General features: G+C 38.9%; 20 protein-coding genes and 1 pseudogene. 7 read left to right on the forward strand and 14 right to left on the reverse strand.

Annotated elements, in window-relative coordinates:
• Window positions 1-27 precede the first annotated feature (27 nt).
• The 8 genes from I6F10_RS16225 to I6F10_RS16260 all read right to left on the reverse strand — a co-directional run bounded on the left by I6F10_RS16225 (window position 28) and on the right by I6F10_RS16260 (window position 7,529).
• Window positions 28-831, reverse strand: coding sequence for a putative porin (locus I6F10_RS16225; RefSeq protein WP_165744134.1), 804 nt, complete (start codon window positions 829-831; stop codon window positions 28-30).
• Window positions 832-1,496: 665 nt separating this feature from the next.
• Window positions 1,497-2,291, reverse strand: coding sequence for a putative porin (locus tag I6F10_RS16230; RefSeq protein WP_002962833.1), 795 nt, complete (start codon window positions 2,289-2,291; stop codon window positions 1,497-1,499).
• 199 nt (window positions 2,292-2,490) lie between these two features.
• Complete coding sequence (locus tag I6F10_RS16235) at window positions 2,491-2,865, reverse strand: PH domain-containing protein (RefSeq protein ID WP_024599818.1); 375 nt, start codon at window positions 2,863-2,865, stop codon at window positions 2,491-2,493.
• Window positions 2,865-3,773: an ABC transporter ATP-binding protein gene (locus tag I6F10_RS16240; RefSeq protein ID WP_024599819.1), complete on the reverse strand. Its 909-nt coding sequence runs from the start codon at window positions 3,771-3,773 to the stop codon at window positions 2,865-2,867. The genes I6F10_RS16235 and I6F10_RS16240 overlap by 1 nt, the downstream gene beginning before the upstream one ends.
• The gene (locus I6F10_RS16245; protein ID WP_024599820.1) at window positions 3,770-4,597 is read right to left on the reverse strand and encodes an ABC transporter permease; all 828 of its coding nucleotides are present in this window, start codon (window positions 4,595-4,597) and stop codon (window positions 3,770-3,772) included. Before I6F10_RS16245 ends, I6F10_RS16240 begins: the two co-directional genes overlap by 4 nt.
• A 143-nt stretch (window positions 4,598-4,740) precedes the next feature.
• The gene (locus tag I6F10_RS16250; protein WP_197099127.1) at window positions 4,741-5,922 is read right to left on the reverse strand and encodes a cystathionine beta-lyase; all 1,182 of its coding nucleotides are present in this window, start codon (window positions 5,920-5,922) and stop codon (window positions 4,741-4,743) included.
• Window positions 5,923-5,931: 9 nt separating this feature from the next.
• Window positions 5,932-6,852 (reverse strand): NAD(+) diphosphatase, encoded by a 921-nt coding sequence (gene nudC / locus I6F10_RS16255; protein WP_197099133.1) that lies wholly within the window; start codon window positions 6,850-6,852, stop codon window positions 5,932-5,934.
• Between the two features lie 173 nt (window positions 6,853-7,025).
• Window positions 7,026-7,529, reverse strand: a complete 504-nt coding sequence (locus I6F10_RS16260; RefSeq protein WP_002962844.1) for a LabA-like NYN domain-containing protein — start codon at window positions 7,527-7,529, stop codon at window positions 7,026-7,028.
• A 150-nt stretch (window positions 7,530-7,679) separates the two neighbouring features.
• Between I6F10_RS16260 and I6F10_RS16265 the strand changes: the two genes are divergently transcribed.
• On the forward strand, window positions 7,680-8,303 hold the full coding sequence (locus I6F10_RS16265; RefSeq protein ID WP_197099134.1) for a hypothetical protein: 624 nt from the start codon (window positions 7,680-7,682) through the stop codon (window positions 8,301-8,303).
• The gene (locus I6F10_RS16270) at window positions 8,303-9,046 is read left to right on the forward strand and encodes a DUF3307 domain-containing protein (RefSeq protein ID WP_197099128.1); all 744 of its coding nucleotides are present in this window, start codon (window positions 8,303-8,305) and stop codon (window positions 9,044-9,046) included. The genes I6F10_RS16265 and I6F10_RS16270 overlap by 1 nt, the downstream gene beginning before the upstream one ends.
• Window positions 9,047-9,168: 122 nt before the next feature.
• On the opposite strand, the gene I6F10_RS16275 is transcribed toward I6F10_RS16270, so the two are convergent.
• Both I6F10_RS16275 and I6F10_RS16280 read right to left on the reverse strand, forming a co-directional pair.
• Window positions 9,169-10,563 (reverse strand): DEAD/DEAH box helicase, encoded by a 1,395-nt coding sequence (locus tag I6F10_RS16275; protein ID WP_024595752.1) that lies wholly within the window; start codon window positions 10,561-10,563, stop codon window positions 9,169-9,171.
• A gap of 200 nt (window positions 10,564-10,763) precedes the next feature.
• On the reverse strand, window positions 10,764-11,603 hold the full coding sequence (locus tag I6F10_RS16280) for an isopenicillin N synthase family dioxygenase (RefSeq protein ID WP_024599825.1): 840 nt from the start codon (window positions 11,601-11,603) through the stop codon (window positions 10,764-10,766).
• A 266-nt stretch (window positions 11,604-11,869) separates the two neighbouring features.
• Here I6F10_RS16280 and I6F10_RS16285 point away from each other — a divergent pair, with 266 nt between their 5' ends.
• Window positions 11,870-13,072, forward strand: a complete 1,203-nt coding sequence (locus I6F10_RS16285) for a bifunctional alpha/beta hydrolase/OsmC family protein (protein ID WP_197099129.1) — start codon at window positions 11,870-11,872, stop codon at window positions 13,070-13,072.
• A gap of 58 nt (window positions 13,073-13,130) precedes the next feature.
• Here the strand turns inward: I6F10_RS16285 and I6F10_RS16290 are convergent, their stop codons facing one another.
• Window positions 13,131-13,898 (reverse strand): alpha/beta hydrolase, encoded by a 768-nt coding sequence (locus I6F10_RS16290; RefSeq protein WP_197099130.1) that lies wholly within the window; start codon window positions 13,896-13,898, stop codon window positions 13,131-13,133.
• 129 nt (window positions 13,899-14,027) lie between these two features.
• Here I6F10_RS16290 and I6F10_RS16295 point away from each other — a divergent pair, with 129 nt between their 5' ends.
• Complete coding sequence (locus I6F10_RS16295) at window positions 14,028-14,351, forward strand: hypothetical protein (RefSeq protein WP_197099131.1); 324 nt, start codon at window positions 14,028-14,030, stop codon at window positions 14,349-14,351.
• A gap of 57 nt (window positions 14,352-14,408) precedes the next feature.
• On the opposite strand, the gene I6F10_RS16300 is transcribed toward I6F10_RS16295, so the two are convergent.
• The 3 genes and pseudogenes from I6F10_RS16300 to aspS form a co-directional block, all read right to left on the reverse strand.
• Entirely contained in the window at window positions 14,409-15,005 is a 597-nt protein-coding gene (locus I6F10_RS16300; RefSeq protein ID WP_182738792.1) for a pentapeptide repeat-containing protein, read from the reverse strand.
• 14 nt (window positions 15,006-15,019) lie between these two features.
• A pseudogene (locus I6F10_RS16305) lies at window positions 15,020-15,249 on the reverse strand (hypothetical protein).
• A gap of 119 nt (window positions 15,250-15,368) precedes the next feature.
• Window positions 15,369-17,147, reverse strand: a complete 1,779-nt coding sequence (gene aspS, locus I6F10_RS16310; protein WP_149615407.1) for an aspartate--tRNA ligase — start codon at window positions 17,145-17,147, stop codon at window positions 15,369-15,371.
• A gap of 247 nt (window positions 17,148-17,394) precedes the next feature.
• On the opposite strand from aspS, the gene I6F10_RS16315 reads away from it, so the two are divergent.
• From I6F10_RS16315 to I6F10_RS16325, 3 genes are all read left to right on the forward strand, one after another.
• Window positions 17,395-18,243 carry a DUF72 domain-containing protein gene (locus I6F10_RS16315; RefSeq protein WP_197099132.1) on the forward strand — a complete coding sequence of 283 codons (849 nt, stop codon included), beginning with the start codon at window positions 17,395-17,397 and terminating at the stop codon, window positions 18,241-18,243.
• 24 nt (window positions 18,244-18,267) lie between these two features.
• Window positions 18,268-18,765 carry a M48 metallopeptidase family protein gene (locus I6F10_RS16320; RefSeq protein ID WP_182195991.1) on the forward strand — a complete coding sequence of 166 codons (498 nt, stop codon included), beginning with the start codon at window positions 18,268-18,270 and terminating at the stop codon, window positions 18,763-18,765.
• 70 nt (window positions 18,766-18,835) lie between these two features.
• Window positions 18,836-19,717 carry a hypothetical protein gene (locus I6F10_RS16325; protein ID WP_182195994.1) on the forward strand — a complete coding sequence of 294 codons (882 nt, stop codon included), beginning with the start codon at window positions 18,836-18,838 and terminating at the stop codon, window positions 19,715-19,717.
• Window positions 19,718-19,848: the final 131 nt, after the last annotated feature.

Consider the following 19,848-nt stretch of genomic DNA (forward strand, 5'->3'; position numbering starts at 1 on the left):
TTTGTTCATATTCTAATTTTAGTTAAATTAGAACTGTAAGCTTAAATTTGCAAAGTAAGCATCATAATCAGAATCATCCCAGTTATTGCCGTAACCTGCTTCTAAACCAACATTGTTGTTGAAAAAGTGTTGAGCACCAAGAGTGTAATCATCATTTTTATTAACTGTAACAAAAACCGATGTTGCTTTGCTGAAATAGTAGTTAGATGCTAATTCCCAGTTACTTGAACCGCCATCAACATCTTCAAATTTACCTTCAACAGTCAAGTAGTTACCTTGCTGTAAATCAACAAAGTACTTAGCTGCTACTGCACGGTAATCAAACTCATCATCTGCTGTTACTGTAAAGCCAATATAATCAGTGTTGTTTAACTGGTGGTTATATGCCAAATCAAACACAAACTGATTGTCAGCATCTTCTACATCAATAAACGTTGCTTTTAATACAAGGTTTGGGTTAAAGAAATAACCAGCTGAAAGTTCAATTACATCCGTGCTTGAGCCAAAATCACTATCGAAATTATTGTACTGTGCACCTAATACAAAATCTTCTACAAAATACTCACCGCCAACGCTAGTAACATCTCCAAAATCATTATCACTGTATGCACCATAAACATTTGTTTGCTTATTGATGTATTCAAATTGATCGTAAGGACCTGAAGTCGCTTTTGGAGAAAAATAATAAGTTGAGTCAACAGTTACTGTGTCATCACCATCTACATCCACGTATCCTACATGGCTGATTGATTGGTAAGTATCTGCAGCTATTGCAGTGGTTGCAGCGCTTGATAATAAAATGCTCGAAATGATAACGGCTAATTTTTTCATTTTAAATTCCCTATAAATATTACTTTTTATGCCTCAGCTGTCTAGCCAAAGTCGGGGCGCATCCTAACGCCAAAAAAATGAACAAAAACTGAATAAAAGGTCAAATTAAAACCAATGGAGTTGTAATAATTTACATGCAAATGTAAATATAAAGTATCAACCAAACCTACAAGACAATATCATGTCATCATTTAAATTCAAAAAGTAACAAATACGGTACAAACTGTCGCTAAATTGAACACAACTGAATTATTCGATAAACCTCATCAATATAATTTCCTCTCACTAATTTTTTTTAATTTCTCAAAAAAATTACTCTGTTTAATTCATTTTTTCTGTATTTATAATGAAAAATAGGTTTGTATCAGTGCATATTTTTATCTGTTTTTTCCAATAACTATTGTTTACTAGCAAAAACAACTCCAATTCTTACTATTTTATAGCTATTATCATCGACTGCACTTAATGGCTTTAATAACAATTTAGCCATTCATGGCGACTCTATTTATAACTTAAAGGAGTTATTTAGATGAGCATGATAAGGGCCGTAATTATGGCTGGTAAAAGTTTATAGTTGAAAGCTCAAACGTTTAAAAACGACAAAGCCCGCTAAATTTAGCGGGCTTTTTAATATTACTTTTGTATTAACTAAGTACGGGACTTAATTAAAACTGAAAACGCATGTTAGCAAAGTACGCATCGTTGTCAGAATCATCAGCGTTGTTTTCGTAACCCACCTTTACACCAATATTTTTATTGATGAAGTGTTGAGCACCAAAGCTATAAGTATCTTGCTTATTGTAGTTAGCAAATACAGATGTTGCTTTTGAGAAGTAGTAGTTAGTTTCTGCTACCCATTGGTTTTCTGCATCATCAATACTTTCGTATTTACCTTCAAATGTTAGGTAGTTACCTTGCTGCAAATCAATAAAGTATTTAGCAGCCACTGCACGGTAATCAAAATCGTCGTCTGATGTAAGTGTAACACCAACGTAATCAGTGCTGTTTAGCATGTAGTTGTAAGCTAAATCAAATAATGCGTAATCATCGCCGTCTTTATTTTCAACTAGTGTTACTTTTGCAAGTAAATCAGGGTTGAAAAAGTAACCACCCGTCAGTTTATAAAGCTCACTGTTAGAACCTGAATCTGGGTCTAGGTTTTCGTAAGATGCGCCAACAACAAATTCATTAATGAAGTATTCACCACCAACTGATGTTAAATCGCCAAAGTCGTCATCAGCATAGCCACCATATACGTTAGTTTGTTTATTGATGTATTCAAACTGATCGTACGGGCCTAAAGTTTTTTTAGGAGATAAATAGTAAATAGAATCTACAGCAACAGTATCGTTGTTATCGCTATTTTTGTAGCTTAGGTTACTAATTGAATTATAGCTGTCCGCAGCAGCCGCAGTGCTAGATAATAAAATGCTCGAAATAATAACTGCTAATTTTTTCATTGTAAGACTTCCCTATGTACATTGCTTTTTATGCTCTAGCTGTATTGCTAAAGTCGAGGCACATGCTAACGTTAGGAAACTGAATGAAAACTTAACTAACCAGTTGTATTTATTAAGTTAATTGTAAGGAAGTGTTGTAAACTGTAAAATTAAAGTAGTTGCAACATCTAGTCAACAACTACTTAAAACATGTACCGTATTAAAGCGCGTGTTGGCTAATAATACGGTAAACATCGTTAATATTATCGCCAGACTTAAACTCTTTACTAATTGGTGTTGGATCTGAGCCAACCCATATTTTTAGCTCGGCATCTAAGTCAAAATGGCCTGCGCTCTCTTTACTAAACTTGGTTATTTTAGAGTAAGCAACACTCACCATTTCCATTTTAGAACCGGTCATACCTTGCTTATCAATTAAGATTAAACGCTTATTAGTAAAAATAAACATATCACGTACTACTTTATATGCCTTTTCTACTTGTTCACCGTCAATTAATGTATTGGCGAGGATTTTCTCTAAATCAGAATCGTCAACTTCGCTTGCATTACCCATAAGTCCGCTAAGTAAACCCATTATACTTTCTCCTGTTTAAATATTTGATTCTCTAATGTGTGACCATTAACTAACTGCCTGTACTTCCAATTGTGCTGATGACAAAAACTCAGCAGTGCAATATCAAGCGGCTCACCTGTTGGCTGATACTCAACTACATATTCTTTATGTTGGCTCATATACACCCGGCTCACCCCTGCAATTGCTTGAAGCTGTTGCTCAACATTCTGATAAGCCTCGCTTAGCATTAATGTATAAAAGTGTTTATCGGTATTATTAGTTTTTGTTTGGTGCTCGCTTAGTACGCCTTTATCTAAATGAAGTACCTGTGAGCATAGTCGCTCAAGCTCAGTTAAATCGTGAGAGCTTAAAATAAATGTAGCCTGCTCACTTAATTCAGATACTAGCTCACGTACTTCTCTGGCATGAATCGGATCAAGCCCTGCGGTTGCTTCATCAAGCATTACAATTTGTGGCGCGCCAATAAGTGCTTGCGCTATCGTAACGCGCTTGCGCATACCGTGCGATAAGTCCCCTGCACGCTGCTTTGCAATTTCTTTTAAGCCAACTAAATCAAGTACACGTAGCGCCTCAGTTTGGCTTTGCTTTGCCCCCATACCTTGTAGTTTTGCATAAAAGGCAAGTTGCTTGTCTATATTAAAACGAGGGTCAAGTTGTGCATCTTGCGGTAATGCACTTACTTTATTAAATAAAGCAGCACTACCTGGCTTATGCCCTAATATTTCAAGGCTGCCTTTACTTGGCGCTATATAGCCGCACAACAAACTAAATAAGGTAGTTTTACCCGCACCATTTGGCCCGACAAGCGCCACTGGCGCGCCTTTGTTAATTTCAAAGTCCACATTATTAAGCGCAAGTTTTGCACCATACGATTTACTCAAACCGCTAGCTGTAATTAATGGTCTCATAGTGAGCTCCTTGCAAAAATACGTTGAGCAACGCTTAGTAGCACCGCTGTTTGTACAAGGGGAATAGCAACAGCGCTTAATAATGGTAAATTTTGCCCCGCTAATAACTCTATTTGCACACCCGGAAATAAATAATCAAGCAAGCCTAATGCGGGTATTTGCCATTGCAATATACCAACTACAATACCGCCTGCTGCAAAATATAAAATTGCCAATACAATAGATAAGCGCGATGAGCGAGCAAAAGTATTTATTAACGTCATAAGTGCTACAAATGGGCACAGAGTAATCACTAATATTAAAAATATAGAAAGTGCACGGGCAAAACCACCTGCCAGTAAACTTGGATCTCTAAACCCTAGTACAGCGAGCGTAGCCACAAGAGTAATGCCCACTAAGCAGGCTAATACCGCTAGCTGCCCTAAAAAACGGCCAAACAGTATTTCAAAGCGAGTGGAGCGCAGTGATAAAAACCTCAGTGTGCCACGCTCTCTGTCGCCTACTGTTTGGTCGCTACAAATAAATAAACCAAAAACGGGAAAGCTATACAGGGCTATTAACCAGTACATAGCAAATTCGGCCTCAGGCCAATCCAATAATTTACTTAAACCAATAGAACCTGATATATCACGGGCTATTTGCTCAAAATCGGGCGCACTTACAATGCCTACTGCCTGCCCTATTGGGTAGCGCAGTATGATTAGCCACACCAATGCAAAGGCAGCTAATGCAATAAGTCCACGTTTAGTTAAAAACATACGTACAAGCTCAAATCCCGCTATTTGCGTTAATCGCCCTACGTTTATCGGTAATGGTGTTGCCATTGACTATCCTTAATGACTTTTTATTTTCTGTGTATTTATCCACACTAAGTGTAAACACCTTGAATTACCAGCAAAAAAAAGCTCACCTATGGTGAGCTTTGTAACAATACATTTAAATGTAACAGCATAAATTGCGATATAAATTATAAATGCTGCTTATAAACCTCAAGTGCTTGGCTTAAATCGCTAATTAAATCTTCAACATCTTCAAGGCCAATATGCAGGCGAATAACCGGGCCTAAATCCCAACCTGTATTTGAACGTAGCCCTTTCATAGTTAAATTAGCCGTTACTAAACTTTCAAAGCCGCCCCACGAAAAGCCCATTTTGATATGCTCAAGGCTATCTAAAAATGCATCAATCGCTTTTTGATTACCGGTTTTCATCACAAATGAAAACAGCCCATTACTGCCATCAAAATCACGTTTAAAAAACTCATGTCCTGGGCAGGTTTCAAATACAGGGTGGCGAATATGATCAACAAGCTCATGTTGTTCAAGCCATTTAGCTACTTCTATTGCTGCTTTTTCATGTTGATTTAAACGCACACCCATTGTACGCAGGCCTCTAAGCGCTAAATACGCATCATCGGCACTGGTACATTGCCCTAGTAAGTACGAGTTTTCGCGCAAGGTTGGCCAGTACTTTTTATTAGCAACAGCCACACCCATCATCACGTCTGAATGGCCAACAATGTATTTCGTCGCAGCCTGAATACTAATATCAACACCGTGCTCTAACGGGCGATAATGTAAGCCGTTACCGTAGGTATTATCAAGCATGGTCATTACGTTGTGCTCATTGGCTACTTTTACCATAGCGGGCACATCTTGCACTTCCATCGTAATAGAACCTGGAGATTCTAAAAACAACACTTTAGTATTTGGCTGAATATAATCTTTAATACCTGCGCCAATGGTTGGCGGGTAATAGGTTGTTGTAATGCCCAGTCCCACTAAAATTTTATCGCAAAAATCGCGAGTTGGTTCGTACACGTTATCAACCATTAAAATATGATCACCGGTTTTTAAAAACGATAAAAATACTTGGCTAATCGCCGCTGCGCCACACGGGTATAGTGCACAGCCTTCGCCGCCTTCAAGTTCTGTAATCGCTTCTTGCAGCGCAAAGTGTGTTGTTGTGCCCCGGCGCCCATAAAATAACGTTTTATCGCCACGGGTTTTAGCTGCTTCTTTTAAATCGGCTACAGTATCAAATACAATGGTAGATGCCCGTTGTACAACGGGGTTTACTACGCCATGTGTATAGGCTTTTTTGCGCCCTGATGATACCAGCTGAGTGTTTTTATTACTTTTACTCGACATTGTTAATCCTTAAGGGTTTGTGCGCCAATGCTCAATTAAATAACGAGAGATAGAGTCGGTCCTAGGCAGCTTTAAATGCTCCCCTTCTTCGTGCCAATTACCAAATTGTGCTAAGTCTTCACGGCTAAACCATTTTGCATCGTCTAGCTCTTCTTTATCTACGTTAATTTCCTCAGATGTCGCCTCTGCAAAAAAACCAAGCATAATTGACGATGGGAACGGCCAAGGCTGAGATGCTACATAACGTACATTATCAACCTCTATACCTGCCTCTTCTTTAACTTCACGTGCAACAGCTTGTTCCAGTGTTTCCCCTGGGTCTACAAATCCAGCAAGCGACGAATACATACCGATAGGCCACGCAGCTTGGCGACCTAACAAGCAGCGTTCTACTCCATCAGCAAAGACTTTAGTAACCACCATAATTACCGCAGGATCGGTGCGTGGGAATGTAGGATGCTTACAGTTTTCGTTTTCACATACACGAGAATGCCCGGCTTCCACTGAACGATTTTTACTACCACAGCGCCCACAAAAACGGTGCGTGGCATGCCAATAACATAACCCTCTCGCAAGGGCGGCTATTGAGGCATATTTAATAGTTACTTGAGGCCCATATTGGCGAATATCAAAAAACTGAGCGCCCTCTATTAAAGGCGAAAGTACGCTTTCATCCAGATCAGAAACATCCAATGCAAACACACCATGTTTAGCATTATTTAAACCAACAAAAATAGCACTCGTTAAATCTAAATGTGCCACTTGTTGATACGTTAAATAGCTTACTTTAGGGGTATCTTTAATAAATAAGGTTTGATTATTTTTAACTAAAACCCATTTACTTTGCGCCGACATTTGCGCTTTAAGCCACGATGGGTCTTTACGAAAATTTGAGCCTCTATCTAGTGGCATGTTGCTGTAATGAAGCATGTAAGTCCTTGGTAACTCGTTATGCTTTAAAATTACCATAATCATTTAGCAAACCCAATTGATTACAGTAATAAAAAAAGCCTATATAAGGCTTAATTCATCTATTACGGCTTTGTATTAAAATCTCTCATGTTGCAGGCACTTAGCTTGCATTTTTTTAACTATTTTTTCTATTAAAGTAGCAAAGTATTATCAATTAAATGAAATTGCTCAGCGCTTTGTTTTAATACCTCAGCGGTTAACCGGTCAGCACCGTAAACATCGCACGGTACATTATATTGATTTTTTAAATGCCCAAGTAACAAGGCAAAGTCACCATCGCCAGAGAGCAAAATAACCTTATCAAGATTTTTACCCTGCTCTAACATGTCTATTGTTATGCCTACATCCCAATCGCCTTTAGCACTACCATCACGACGTTGAATAAATGGCTTTAGCTTTACCTCAAAACCAATCGCGCGCAAAATATTTTGAAACTGATTTTGCTTTTCATCTCCTCGATAAATTGCATACGCAAAAGCACACTCAATATTGTATTGCGCCTCCATCATTCGCCAAAACGCATTGTAGTCAAAATTTTTCCCGTAACTCTCACGGCACGTGTAATAAATATTTTGCACATCAACAAAAATACCGACCCGTGGTTTCGTGCTTTGCTGCTCGTTTTGTAAAGTCATTTAGTGTCCTAGTGAGGATTAATAGCAATAAAAGTAACGTTATAAAATAAGTGTACCTTGCAATTTATATTTAAGTAACCTAAATTAGTTACATACCCTTATGTAACCAATATTGGTTACATGTTAAAAAGTAACCATTTTGAGATTTTTATGATTGGTGTGATCAGCGGCGATATTATTAAATCGCAAACAATCCCTAAGCAGCAATACGATGCCATGCTTTACCAACTAGAGCAAAGTTTGCGAAATATTTCGGGTGAGCAAACCCTTTGGAATATATACCGAGGCGATGCCTTTCAGTTACAAGTTAACAATCCTGAGCTCCTTTTTAAAAATGCCATACTTGTATATTTACACCTTAAATCGTCAGGTTATGAACTACGACAAAGCTTGGCGCTTGGGCAAATAGATAACCCACGCAGCGATATAAAAACAGCAACGGGTTCTGCTTTTACGCTTTCGGGGCAAGGCCTTGATAAAATAGGTAATCAACGCTTTGTTTTTAGCATTAACGAGCAGCAGCTCGATGAAAGCTTAAATATTAATTTAGCCTTTGCCGACGTATTGCTCACTAAAATCACGCAAAAACAAGCAAATGCCCTGTATGTCTATTTAACATCACCAGACAACAGCCACGCGGCACTGGCTAAAGAGCTTAAAACAAGTCGCGAAAATGTAACCAAACTACTAAATTTAGCGCACTACCAACTTATAGAGCGCTTTATTAAGCACACACAAAACGTTGTAAAAAATATAATTAAAGGAGGTGAATAATGGAATTTTCACTTTTACTGGTCGCGCTTATTATTGGCCACTTACTCGCTGATTTTTACTGGCAACCTATGAGTTGGGTAAACGACAGAAATACCCGTCACTTTAAAGCCAGTAAGCTTTATTTTCATGTACTAGTGCATGGTATAACAAGTGCACTCATTATTACCGTTTGGGAATACACCTTTGGGTGGCAACAACTAAGCAGTGTTTTAATTACCACGGCGAGCATTATGTTGAGCCATTATTTTATTGATATAGCTAAATCGTATTCTAATAAAGGCGTGGTGCCTTTTTTACTAGATCAAATAGCGCACATACTCGTTATTATTGCGCTCAGTATTTGGTTAACTGATAACAGTAGCTTTATGGCTGCAATTAAAAATATACTCACTGATCCCAAAATACTGTGGGTGGTATGTGGTTATTTAATTATTTTGAGTCCCAGCGCCGTATTTATAAGAATGATGTTAGAGCGTTTAACAAGTAACTTTTCAAGTACTGGTAGCTTAGTGCTTGCAGGGCAAAGCATTGGTATGTTGGAGCGCGTACTTATGCTGAGCTTTATATTGCTTGACCAATTTGCAGGGCTTGGTTTTTTACTTGCCGCAAAATCGGTATTTAGGTTTGGCGATTTAAGTGCCAGTAAAGATAAAAAACTTACCGAGTACGTTATGCTCGGTACACTACTTAGCGTAAGTGTGACTTTATTTGTAGGTTTAGGTGTTAACTATTTAATCAGCTAATAACACATTACAGGCAATAAAAAACGCGCTACTTCTATTTATTCAAACGAAGGGTGCGCGTTTTTTTGTATCAGCACTTAACTAAATTCTAAATTAAACGCCAATATAATCTTTAATAATGATTAATCGTTATTTGTGCGACGGCGGCGTTGGCCATTACCGCCAACAGATTCACGCTTTGCCCATGGGTTTTGCGCGCTGTCATCTGTTTTAGCTGCTGGCTTTTTAGAACCACCACGGCGTGGGCCGGTACCATTACCACCATTGTTCGGCTTTTTACTGTTAGGCTTGCTGCTATCAGATTTAGGCTTATTAAAAGGCTGCTTTTTCTTAGGTTTTTTAGCCGGCAGTGGGCGAGCATCTAATGCGCGCTCTGCTACTGGGTTAATAGGCTCAAAACCGTCCTCTTCAGCACGCGGTATAAGCTCACCAATAAAGCGTTCAATACCGTATAAATCAACAGCATCATCAACCGTTACAAACGAAATCGCATGACCCGATGCACCAGCACGGCCTGTACGGCCAATACGGTGAACGTAATCTTCATATACGTTTGGTAAGTCGTAGTTAACAACATGCGGTAATTCAACAATGTCTAAACCACGTGCAACAATGTCTGTTGCTACTAATACGCGTACTTCACCACTTTTAAAACCATCAAGTGCTTTTACTCGTGCGCCTTGTGATTTATTACCGTGGATGGCCGCGCCTACAATATCATCGCGCTCTAGTTGTTTAACTAAGCGGTTAGCACCGTGCTTTGTACGGCTAAACACTAACACTTGTTGCCAATCGTTAGTGCGAATCAAGTGACTTAATAATGCTGTTTTACGTGTTTTATCTACCGCGTAAACGCACTGAGTAACACTCTTAGCTGTGGTATTTTTTGCAGCAACTGAAATTTCAACTGGGTCATTAATTAACCCTTTTGCTAATGCGCGAATTTCATCTGAAAACGTAGCTGAAAACATCAAGTTTTGACGTTTAGCAGGCATTTTAGCAATTAAGCGTTTAATGTCGTGAATAAAGCCCATGTCTAACATGCGGTCAGCTTCATCGAGTACAAGCACTTCAACGCTATCAAATTTAACGGCATTTTGATTATGTAAGTCAATTAAGCGACCCGGCGTTGCTACTAAAATATCAACACCTTTACGAAGGCGCTGCATTTGTGGGTTAATTTTAACGCCACCGTAAACTACAAACGAGCTCACATCCGAATGCTTAGCGTACTCTTCAACGTTTTCGCTTACTTGCAAAGCAAGCTCACGTGTAGGCGTTAAAATAAGTGCACGTACGTGGTTACTTTTAGCTTTAGGGCCAGAAGACAAACGTTCAATAAGTGGTAATGTAAAACCTGCTGTTTTACCAGTACCCGTTTGCGCTGCCGCCATAACATCACGGCGTTCAATAATTGCAGGAATTGCTTGAGCCTGAATCGGCGTTGGCGTTTCATAGCCCTTTTCTAAAACCGCATTAACCAAAGACTGTGATAAACCTAAACCTTCAAAACTCATATAAACTCTCTTTTAAATTAGGCTACATTAGCCAGTTGCGCGCATTATACCTGTAGTAGCTAAGAATGCATGCCATTATTTACGTTGCGAGCAATTGAGCATAGCTTAATAAAATTAAACCTGTGACCAAGTTGCTTAAAAATGCAAAAAACGGCCATAAGCCGTTTTATATTTATACTTAATTACTCTAAGTATAAGAGTTACTTAACACCTAACTCGCGTAAACGTTCTTGCAAGTAGCTATCTGCCGTGTAGCGCTCTGAAAGCACAACATCTGGATGAGGGTGTAAAAATAACGGCAGTGATATACGCGATTTAGTAGATGCTTTGCCCGTTGGGTTAATTACACGGTGAATTGTCGATGGGAAATACCCGCCCGACGCTTCTTGTAGCATGTCGCCAATATTAATAATTAAGCTGCCAAAATCACATGGCACGTCTAACCAACCGCCATCTGTTTTTTGAACTTGTAAACCAGGCTCATTAGAAGCTGGCAATACAGTCAATAAATTAATATCGCCGTGAGCTGCTGCGCGAATAGCACCTGGCTCTTCATCACCTGTCATTGGCGGATAATGTAAAATACGTAACAATGTTTGCTCAGAACCGGCAATCATGTCTTTTAAATCAATCGAAAACTTAGCACGTACATCAGCTGGAGATTCAGCCTGCACCCAGCTTAGTAAAGTACCAGCAAATTCACTTGCTAAACGGTAGTATTCACGTACATCAGCTTCAAGCTCTGCAGGAACGCGACCTTTAGGGTACACATGGAAGTACTCTTTAATGTCTTTTATTGTAAAGCCTTTCGCTACTTCAGATACTGAAGGCGGAAAATAACCGTCTTGAGTTTCTTTAGAGAATAAAAAGTCCTGCTTTTGCTCTGAGTTAAAAAAGTCTTGCCAATTTTTGTAAATAGACTCAACTAAAGACTGTGGGATTGGGTGGTTTTTTAAAACGCCAAATCCAGTATTTCTTAATGATTCAACAAATTGTGCAGCCGCATCGGGAGCTTTATAATCAACAGTAGGTAATTGCATTGTACGTTCCAGTGAATAGGTTGTGAGAAGTGAACTGCTTCAATAGTAGCAAATAGCTAAGATAAAGTAGCAAAGCCTTCATTATAGCGCTATGCGAGGATAGACAAATGACCTTAAAAACATAAGGACATATGTCCGCAAAGCATAGCCACCACCACTTAGCTTGATCAAGATCAACTTATAAAAAAACGTTGAATTTGCAAGGTTTAGTAACAATCTCTGGTCTACTACTATAATGTATTTTATTTGTGTAAATAAGGCTCCCCATGCGACAAAAAGTATCTTTTAAAAGCGGCGATTTAGAACTTGCCGGCCAACTTGAACTTCCCTCTGGTGACGTTAAGTTTTACGCGCTATTTGCACACTGCTTCACATGCGGAAAAGACATAGCAGCAGCCACACGTATAAGCCGTGCACTTACGCAACAAGGCATAGCTGTACTGCGTTTTGACTTTACCGGTTTAGGCAATAGCGATGGCGACTTTGCTAACAGTAACTTTTCATCGAACATTCAAGATTTAGTTTCAGCGGCTGATCATCTGCGTGAGCACTTTGCAGCGCCGCAATTACTCATTGGCCACAGTTTAGGCGGGGCTGCAGTACTTGCTGCTGCTGAGCACATTCCTGAAGTATCGGCCATTACAACTATTGGTGCACCGTCAGATGCGCAGCACGTAGCGCATAACTTTGAAGCACATCTTGATGAAATTAACGCAGCAGGTGAAGCTAAAGTAAACTTAGCTGGTCGTGAATTTACCATTAAAAAGCAATTTATTGACGATATAGCCAAGTACGATAAAAGCCACATTAGTAAGCTTAAGCGCGCATTATTAGTAATGCACTCCCCTATTGATACAACTGTAAATATTAGCGAAGCCGAAAAAATTTACGCATCAGCCAAGCACCCTAAAAGTTTTATTAGCCTAGATAACGCCGATCACTTACTTACTAATAAAAACGATGCCGACTACGCTGCAGAAATTATTGCAACGTGGGCTAATCGCTACGTTAAATATGACAAAACAAAATACGCCGCAAGCCTAACGGGTGGCAATGTACTTGTTGAAGAAAAAGATCATGTATTTACTCAGCACGTAAGCACCAAAGATCATACTTGGCTTGCCGATGAGCCAATAAAGGTAGGCGGTAAAAACTTAGGCCCCGATCCGTATCATCATTTATTAGCAGGGCTTGGTGCTTGTACTGCAATGACACTGCGAATGTACGCTACACATAAAAACTTACCACTAGAACACATAAAAGTAGAGCTTAATCACACTCGCGATTACAACAAAGATTGCGACGATTGTGAGCAAACCGGTAATCTAGAAGCCATTACGCGTAAAATCACTTTAATCGGTGATTTAACACCAGAGCAGCGCCAGCGTTTACTCGAAATAGCCGACAAATGCCCTGTGCATAAAACACTACACAATAACCCAGTTATTGTAAGTGAACTGGTAGAATAACTGCCGTGAAATTAATATAGCGCAGGTAACACTGCGCTGTGATTTAACTTTTATAAACCTAATTTTTACTATCTAAAAATCCCTCTACTTCTTTACTCATTCTATCCACCAGCCATTTTGGCCCGCCATCGTACATATCGTTATGACGCGATTTTTCTATTAGTGTTTGTGTAACAGGAAGCTTATCCAGCTCTGAATCGTTTAACAGCACATTCGCATCAGCTGGGTAATCACTACCGCGTAGAGTAAGTACGCGAATGTTTTTATTGCGCGGGATCAACATGCGGCGATGATCGAGCGTAATAATTTGGCTAACTTCGTTTGGATAAATAGAGCCATATAATGCGGAAATATCCCCGCCGTTTGAGTGCCCAAATAAGGTGAGTTTTGTAAATTCGTATGCTGGGTATTTACTCGATAGCTCATTAACTAAAAACTTAAGCGTTACTACGCCACGATGCCAGTTTTCCATGCGAGTGGTTAAGTAAGGCTGCTCACGGTTTAAGTAAGGGTCACTTTTTAGCTCATGTGCAACGGCTATTGTTAAATATCCACGCTGATTAAACGCATTACTGGCAAACGTATACCCGTTATGGCTAATCCCGTAACCTGCGTTAATAAACGCTACAGGGCATTTTACTTGTTCAGTGCACTTAGCATTGTTACTTGGTAGTGTGATATTGATAGGAATAGTGCGATTACGGCTTTCATCAGTTATAACGCCATCGTTTGCATAGCTTGTCGCGCCTATTACTGATGTGCTTATAACTGATGTACTTAGAGCTAGTGCGCCTAACATAAAAAGCTTTTTAAGTGTTTTTTGCATGTTCAAACTTATATAAATCATTGTTTTTAATTAAAAATAACTTTTACTTTATAGGTTTGCATTCTCTATTGTCAAACTATGCGATAATGGCCTCCATTGTTTAAATATATTTAGTAAAAGATCCAATAAATGAAATCATACAATAGCATTCAAGAACGTATAGAAATTTTAGAAAACAAACTAACGGCAATACATGACGAAATCGAAACACTAAAAACCCCTGCTAAAAACAACAATGAACGTATTATTTTTAAGTTTATTGAAACAGGCAGCACAGGTAAAACGAAGGATTTTGTTCGTGAGTTAGGTATTAAATCACCACGTGACGGTTTGTTTTCATCAGGTGATGTTACAAAACTAATTAAAGATGGCGCTGAAGATATTTCACCAGCGTTATTAGAAATCGCAAGACAACTTGCCAGTGCACGTAATAAAAATGGCCCTAGCCGTTAATTACGCAGTCACGCAGTATCTAGAAGCCCAGCCAAGCTGCCGCTTCTAGGTGTTCAGTTAATCACAAAGCTCTATATTAAGGCTGGTAAGTAAATTAAGTGCTTCGAAGCGATCAAACTTAGCATTCGCTAAAATATTATTATTCAAATCTATATTAAATGCTGTAGCACCTACAAAATCACATTTTGTTAAGTTAGTTTGAAAAAACTCACTATCGCGAAAATCTGTTCCTGTAAATTCACTACCGCTTAAATCTGCATGTCTAAAATCAACATTTTTGGCAAAGCAGTGTGTTAGTTTGAGGGCTTTGAGGGTTAATTCAAAAAAAGAACTATTACTGAGCTCGCAATAATTAAAACTCACCGGTGCGTTAATACTAAGCGCTGGCCAATCTACGTCAGTCCATTGCAGACTATTTAATTTACAGTGGCTAAAACTTACATCTTCAAGCGAGCTGTAGTTCCATTTAAGTGACGATAAATTACAGTTTTTAAAGTTGCACTGTATAAATCGGCAATTTTTAAACTGCCCGCCTGAAAAGTCGCAATCGGTAAATGTGCACTCTTCAAACTCAGAATTTTCAGTTAGTTGCTCTTCGTGCTGCAAAGCATTAAATTGCTCGTCGAAGTAGTGATTATTATTTGAAATTGACACTATTATCCTAGTTTTTAATGGGCATAGACGCTATTTTTAGGTAAATCTTTTTTAAGCGCAAGCACTGCAATAAAAATCAAAGCAAATAGTGGAAATAGCGCTAAACAGCCACCCACAAAAGCTAAAACCCCAAGCATAGTACTTTTACGCTTACCTATTTTGTAGCTAATTACAGCAAAAATAGGAATACTCAGCACAATAAAAAAACTAAGAACTCACCAAATAGGGTTGCATTGATCGACATAATAATTCCTTTTTCGTCTGTTCGGTTAAAATACACTCTGCTGCAAATTTAACCACAAAAAAAACCTTAAGCATATAACTTAAGGGTTTTTAAATTTAGCTCAATAAGCTAAACAAAAATTACTCTTCGCTAGGTATCGCTTTTTCAACAACACTAATTGCAAGCTCAGCTAACGAATCAAGGTTAGGTTTGCTTGGTGCGTTGGTTAATAAACACGACGCTTGTGTTGTTTTAGGGAAAGCAATAACGTCACGAATGTTATCGGTACCACATAAAAGCATTGCTAAACGGTCAAGACCAAATGCTAAACCTGCATGTGGTGGTGTACCGTATTTAAGTGCATCAAGTAAAAAACCAAACTTGTCTTGTTGCTCTTGCTCGTTAATACCTAAAATTCTAAATGCAGTTTCTTGCATATCTGCATTATGAATACGTACCGAACCGCCACCCACTTCGTAGCCGTTCAATACCATGTCGTAGGCATCTGAAATAGCCGCAGCTGGATTTGCTTCAAGCTCACTTGCAGTAATATCTTTTGGTGCAGTGAATGGATGATGCACAGCATGTAATGTGCCTTCGTCATCTTCTTCAAACATTGGGAAGTCTACAACCCAAAGTGGTGCCCAACTATTAAGGTTAGTGATTTCTAAGTCAACACCAATCTTAACGCGCAGTGCGCCCATTGCTTCATTTACTGTGTTGCGCTTATCGGCACCGAATAAAATGATATCGCCAGACTGAGCATTAGTACGCTCAAGTAATTTAGTAATTACGTCTTCGCTTAAAAACTTAGCCACTGGTGATTGAACACCTTCAGCGCCTGCAGTGTGGTCATTTACTTTCATCCACGCCATACCTTTAGCGCCGTAAATACCAATAAACTTAGTGTAATCGTCAAGTTGTTTACGAGAAAGCTTAGCGCCACCCGGTACAGTTAATACAGCAACACGACCTTTTTCGTCGTTAGCTGGACCTGAGAAAACATTAAACTCTACGTCTTTAACTAAATCTGCAACATCAACTAATTTCATTGGGTTACGTAAATCTGGCTTATCAGAACCGTAAAGACTCATTGCCTCGCTGTAAGGCATGATTGGAAAATCGCCTAAATCAACGTTTAGCAATGTTTGCCACATCTCGCGGATCATTTTTTCAGTCATACCACGTACTTGATCAGAGCTCATGAACGAGGTCTCTATATCTATTTGGGTAAACTCTGGTTGGCGATCGGCACGTAAATCTTCATCACGGAAACATTTAACAATTTGGTAGTAACGGTCAAAACCCGACATCATCAACAATTGCTTAAATAACTGTGGAGACTGTGGTAAAGCGTAAAAACTACCTTTATGAACGCGGCTTGGCACTAAGTAATCGCGTGCGCCTTCTGGCGTTGCTTTAGTAAGTACAGGTGTTTCGATGTCTAAAAAGCCGTTTTCATCTAAAAAGCGACGAACAAAGCTGCTTGCTTTAGCACGTAATTTAATACGGTCACTCATTTCTAGACGACGTAGGTCTAAGTAACGGTATTTTAAACGACGCTCTTCTGAGTTTACTTGGTTAAAATCAAGTGGAAGCGGTTCAGAGCGGTTAATAATTGTAAGCTCAGTACCTAAAACTTCAATTTCACCTGTTGCCATATCTTTATTTACTTGGCTATCAGGGCGTGCACGTACAGTACCCTTTAGCTGAACACAAAATTCTTGGCGAAGTGTGTTAGCTGAACTCATTAACTCTTCAATGTCAGAGTCGAATACAACTTGTACTAAACCTTCTCTATCGCGTAAATCGACAAAGATAAGTCCACCAAGGTCACGTCGTTTGTTGATCCAGCCACATAGTTCAACTTCTTGATCTACGTGAGTTTTATTTAGCTGTCCGCAATATATAGAGCGCATAGTTTTCCTGTCAGATAAAAGGCTTAAACGGTTATATTTATTTGTTTTAAGGCGTGTGATTTAAAAAACAGGTCACCACAATACAAATAAAGCCGCTAGCAATCTAAAAATAATCAAATTAAGCCCTGCATTATACTCAACTAACATTAAGATGCTAGGGCGTGTGCCGCTTTTGCCCCTGAATTTACAGCAGCTCGTTTTGTTATTTGCTACACTATCGCCACTTTATAATAAGGCGCTAGTTTGTATGTTATATATTGGATGCCCTCAGTGGTCGAGCAACGCATGGAAAGGCAATTTATTTTCAAGCCAATGTAAAAACGCCGATATGCTTAACCAATACGCCCAGCATTTTAACTCAGTTGAAGGCAATACCAGCTTTTACGCTGACCCATCGCCAAGCACCGTATTGCGCTGGGCAAACAGCGTACCCGACGATTTTAAATTTACGTTTAAGTTTAATCGTCGCTTTAGCCACGAGCTGCATCTTACTAATGTTCAAACCGAGCTTACTGATTGGCTTAACTTGTTCTCCCCTATTTTAGAAAAAACCGGGCAAATCATGCTGCAATTACCTAAAGCATTTGGCCTTGGTGACTTACCCAAACTCGCCCAATTTATTAGCCTGTTACCAAAAGAGGTTAATTACGGTGTAGAGGTACGTCATACTGCGTTTTTTCAAAAGGGTGTAGCCGAAATAGCGCTTAATCAGTTATTAATGGCAAACAACATAAATCGTATATCGATGGATACTCGCGCCTTATTTGCGGTAAAACCAACAACCGAAGCACTAATAGATGCACAGCAAAAAAAGCCCCACTTACCGGTACATGCAATAGCTACTGGCTCAGAGCCTATGGCGCGCTTTGTAATAGCCGATTTACAAAACGACTATAAATCCTTTTATAAACCGTGGCTTGGTAAAGTAAAACAATGGCTTGATGAGGGTAAAACACCGTATGTGTTTTTTCATACGGCAGATAACCGAGAAGCGCCGTTATTAGCTCGCCAGTTTTGTAAAGACCTTGGTTATAATCACAAAGCATTAAACCCATTTACTGGCGAAAAAGAAGCCCACCAGCAAGCACTTTTTTAAAAGTAAAACGACAGAGAAACAATAATGAGTGAATACGCACGTTACTTTACCGGCTACCCAGCTAACATTGTTGAACAAGTATTAAGCCTTATAGATAACAACAAGGTATGTGACTACTTACTTAAAAAGTATCCGCAAGCACATACCATTACTAGCGATAAACTACTTTATAGCTACGCAACCGAGCTTAAAAAACAGTATTTAAAAAACGCACCGCCGTTTGGGCGCGCAGCATTTAAAAAGCAAGGCGATATGGTCACCAACGCACTCGGTACACATACTTACCGCATGCAAGGTAAAACCCGTAAGCACGATTTAGCGATAAACAGCGATTTACTGCGCGCTCCGGAGCCATTATTAAAAGCATTAGTAGTACACGAACTCGCCCACTTTAAAGAAAAAGATCACAACAAAGGCTTTTATCAACTTTGCTGCCATATGGAGCCGAGTTACCACCAGCTAGAATTAGATTTAAGAATTTTTTGTGTGGTCGTCGCAATGGGAGAGAATCCATATAATTAACTGATTTTGGCTGTGACAAATATCTATCGATTGAGTAGTATAAGTCACACATTAAAAAAGGAATTACCTAATGTCTCCTAGTTACTCTCTTAGAATAGATTTTGCTCGCAACGTAAGTAATCCCGAAAGAGTATTCAACTCTATGGGTTTACTCGTTGAAGGTTTTGATAAACTACACTCGTCTATATTGCTTGGCTTTGGTACAAAAATAGAGTTTAGTTCTGCACTTTCAGAAACAAGGAAAGGGTCTATAATTGCCGATATCAAACATAAAGTTATTGATAAAGTTAGGGGTGTCAACTTCAAATCTATCTGCGATGCAATTTATCGAGGCCTTGAAGAAGAAATTGCAATAACTAAAAAGATTGACTCTGAATCTGATGTTAGATTATTCGCAGAGAAAATTTATTCTCAAATAACCGCTGATAAAGTTGATCTAGATGAATTCACTTGTGAATCAAATATCAACTTATACGAAATTGCTGAAGCCCTGCACAAAATAAATAACGCATTGAACCTACTCTCCGAAGAAGATAAAGCACAATTTGGGAAGAAAAAGAAGTTTGTTGATATTAGTGATGAGTTCTCTTGTCCTCGGCCGGCATCCCAGATGTTCGAAAACGTAGAAATGACTTTCCCATGTCGAGAGGTTGTAATTATTCGACGTCCGTCTTATGTATTTGGTCTAAATTGGGATTTAGAAAGTAATAGCAGAAAATTTAGAAAATTTTCGGCTAAAATGTCTGATGAGGTTTGGTTTGAAAGCTGGAAAAATCATGACAAAGATGCACAACTGTGGCCAGGCGATGGTCTTTTAGCTGATATTAAAACCACTAAGAAAGTCAATAAACACCGACATACAACCTCTATAGAATGTGAAATTATTAAAGTTGTACGAGTGATACCGCAAGAAAAGGTGAAACAAACTGAATTGGATTTAAGTGATGAGTAAAATAAATTATGGTAGTGTTTAGAAATCTGTGTCATTTCAGTATTATTAAGAAAACAGGAGTGACACATGACTCAATCTTTCGATTTCAACAAAGCATTAGCTGAACTTCAAGCTGGTAAAGGTCTTACTGG

Origin of the sequence: Pseudoalteromonas sp. SWYJZ98 (assembly GCF_015864495.1) — a bacterium.
Lineage (GTDB): Bacteria > Pseudomonadota > Gammaproteobacteria > Enterobacterales > Alteromonadaceae > Pseudoalteromonas > Pseudoalteromonas distincta.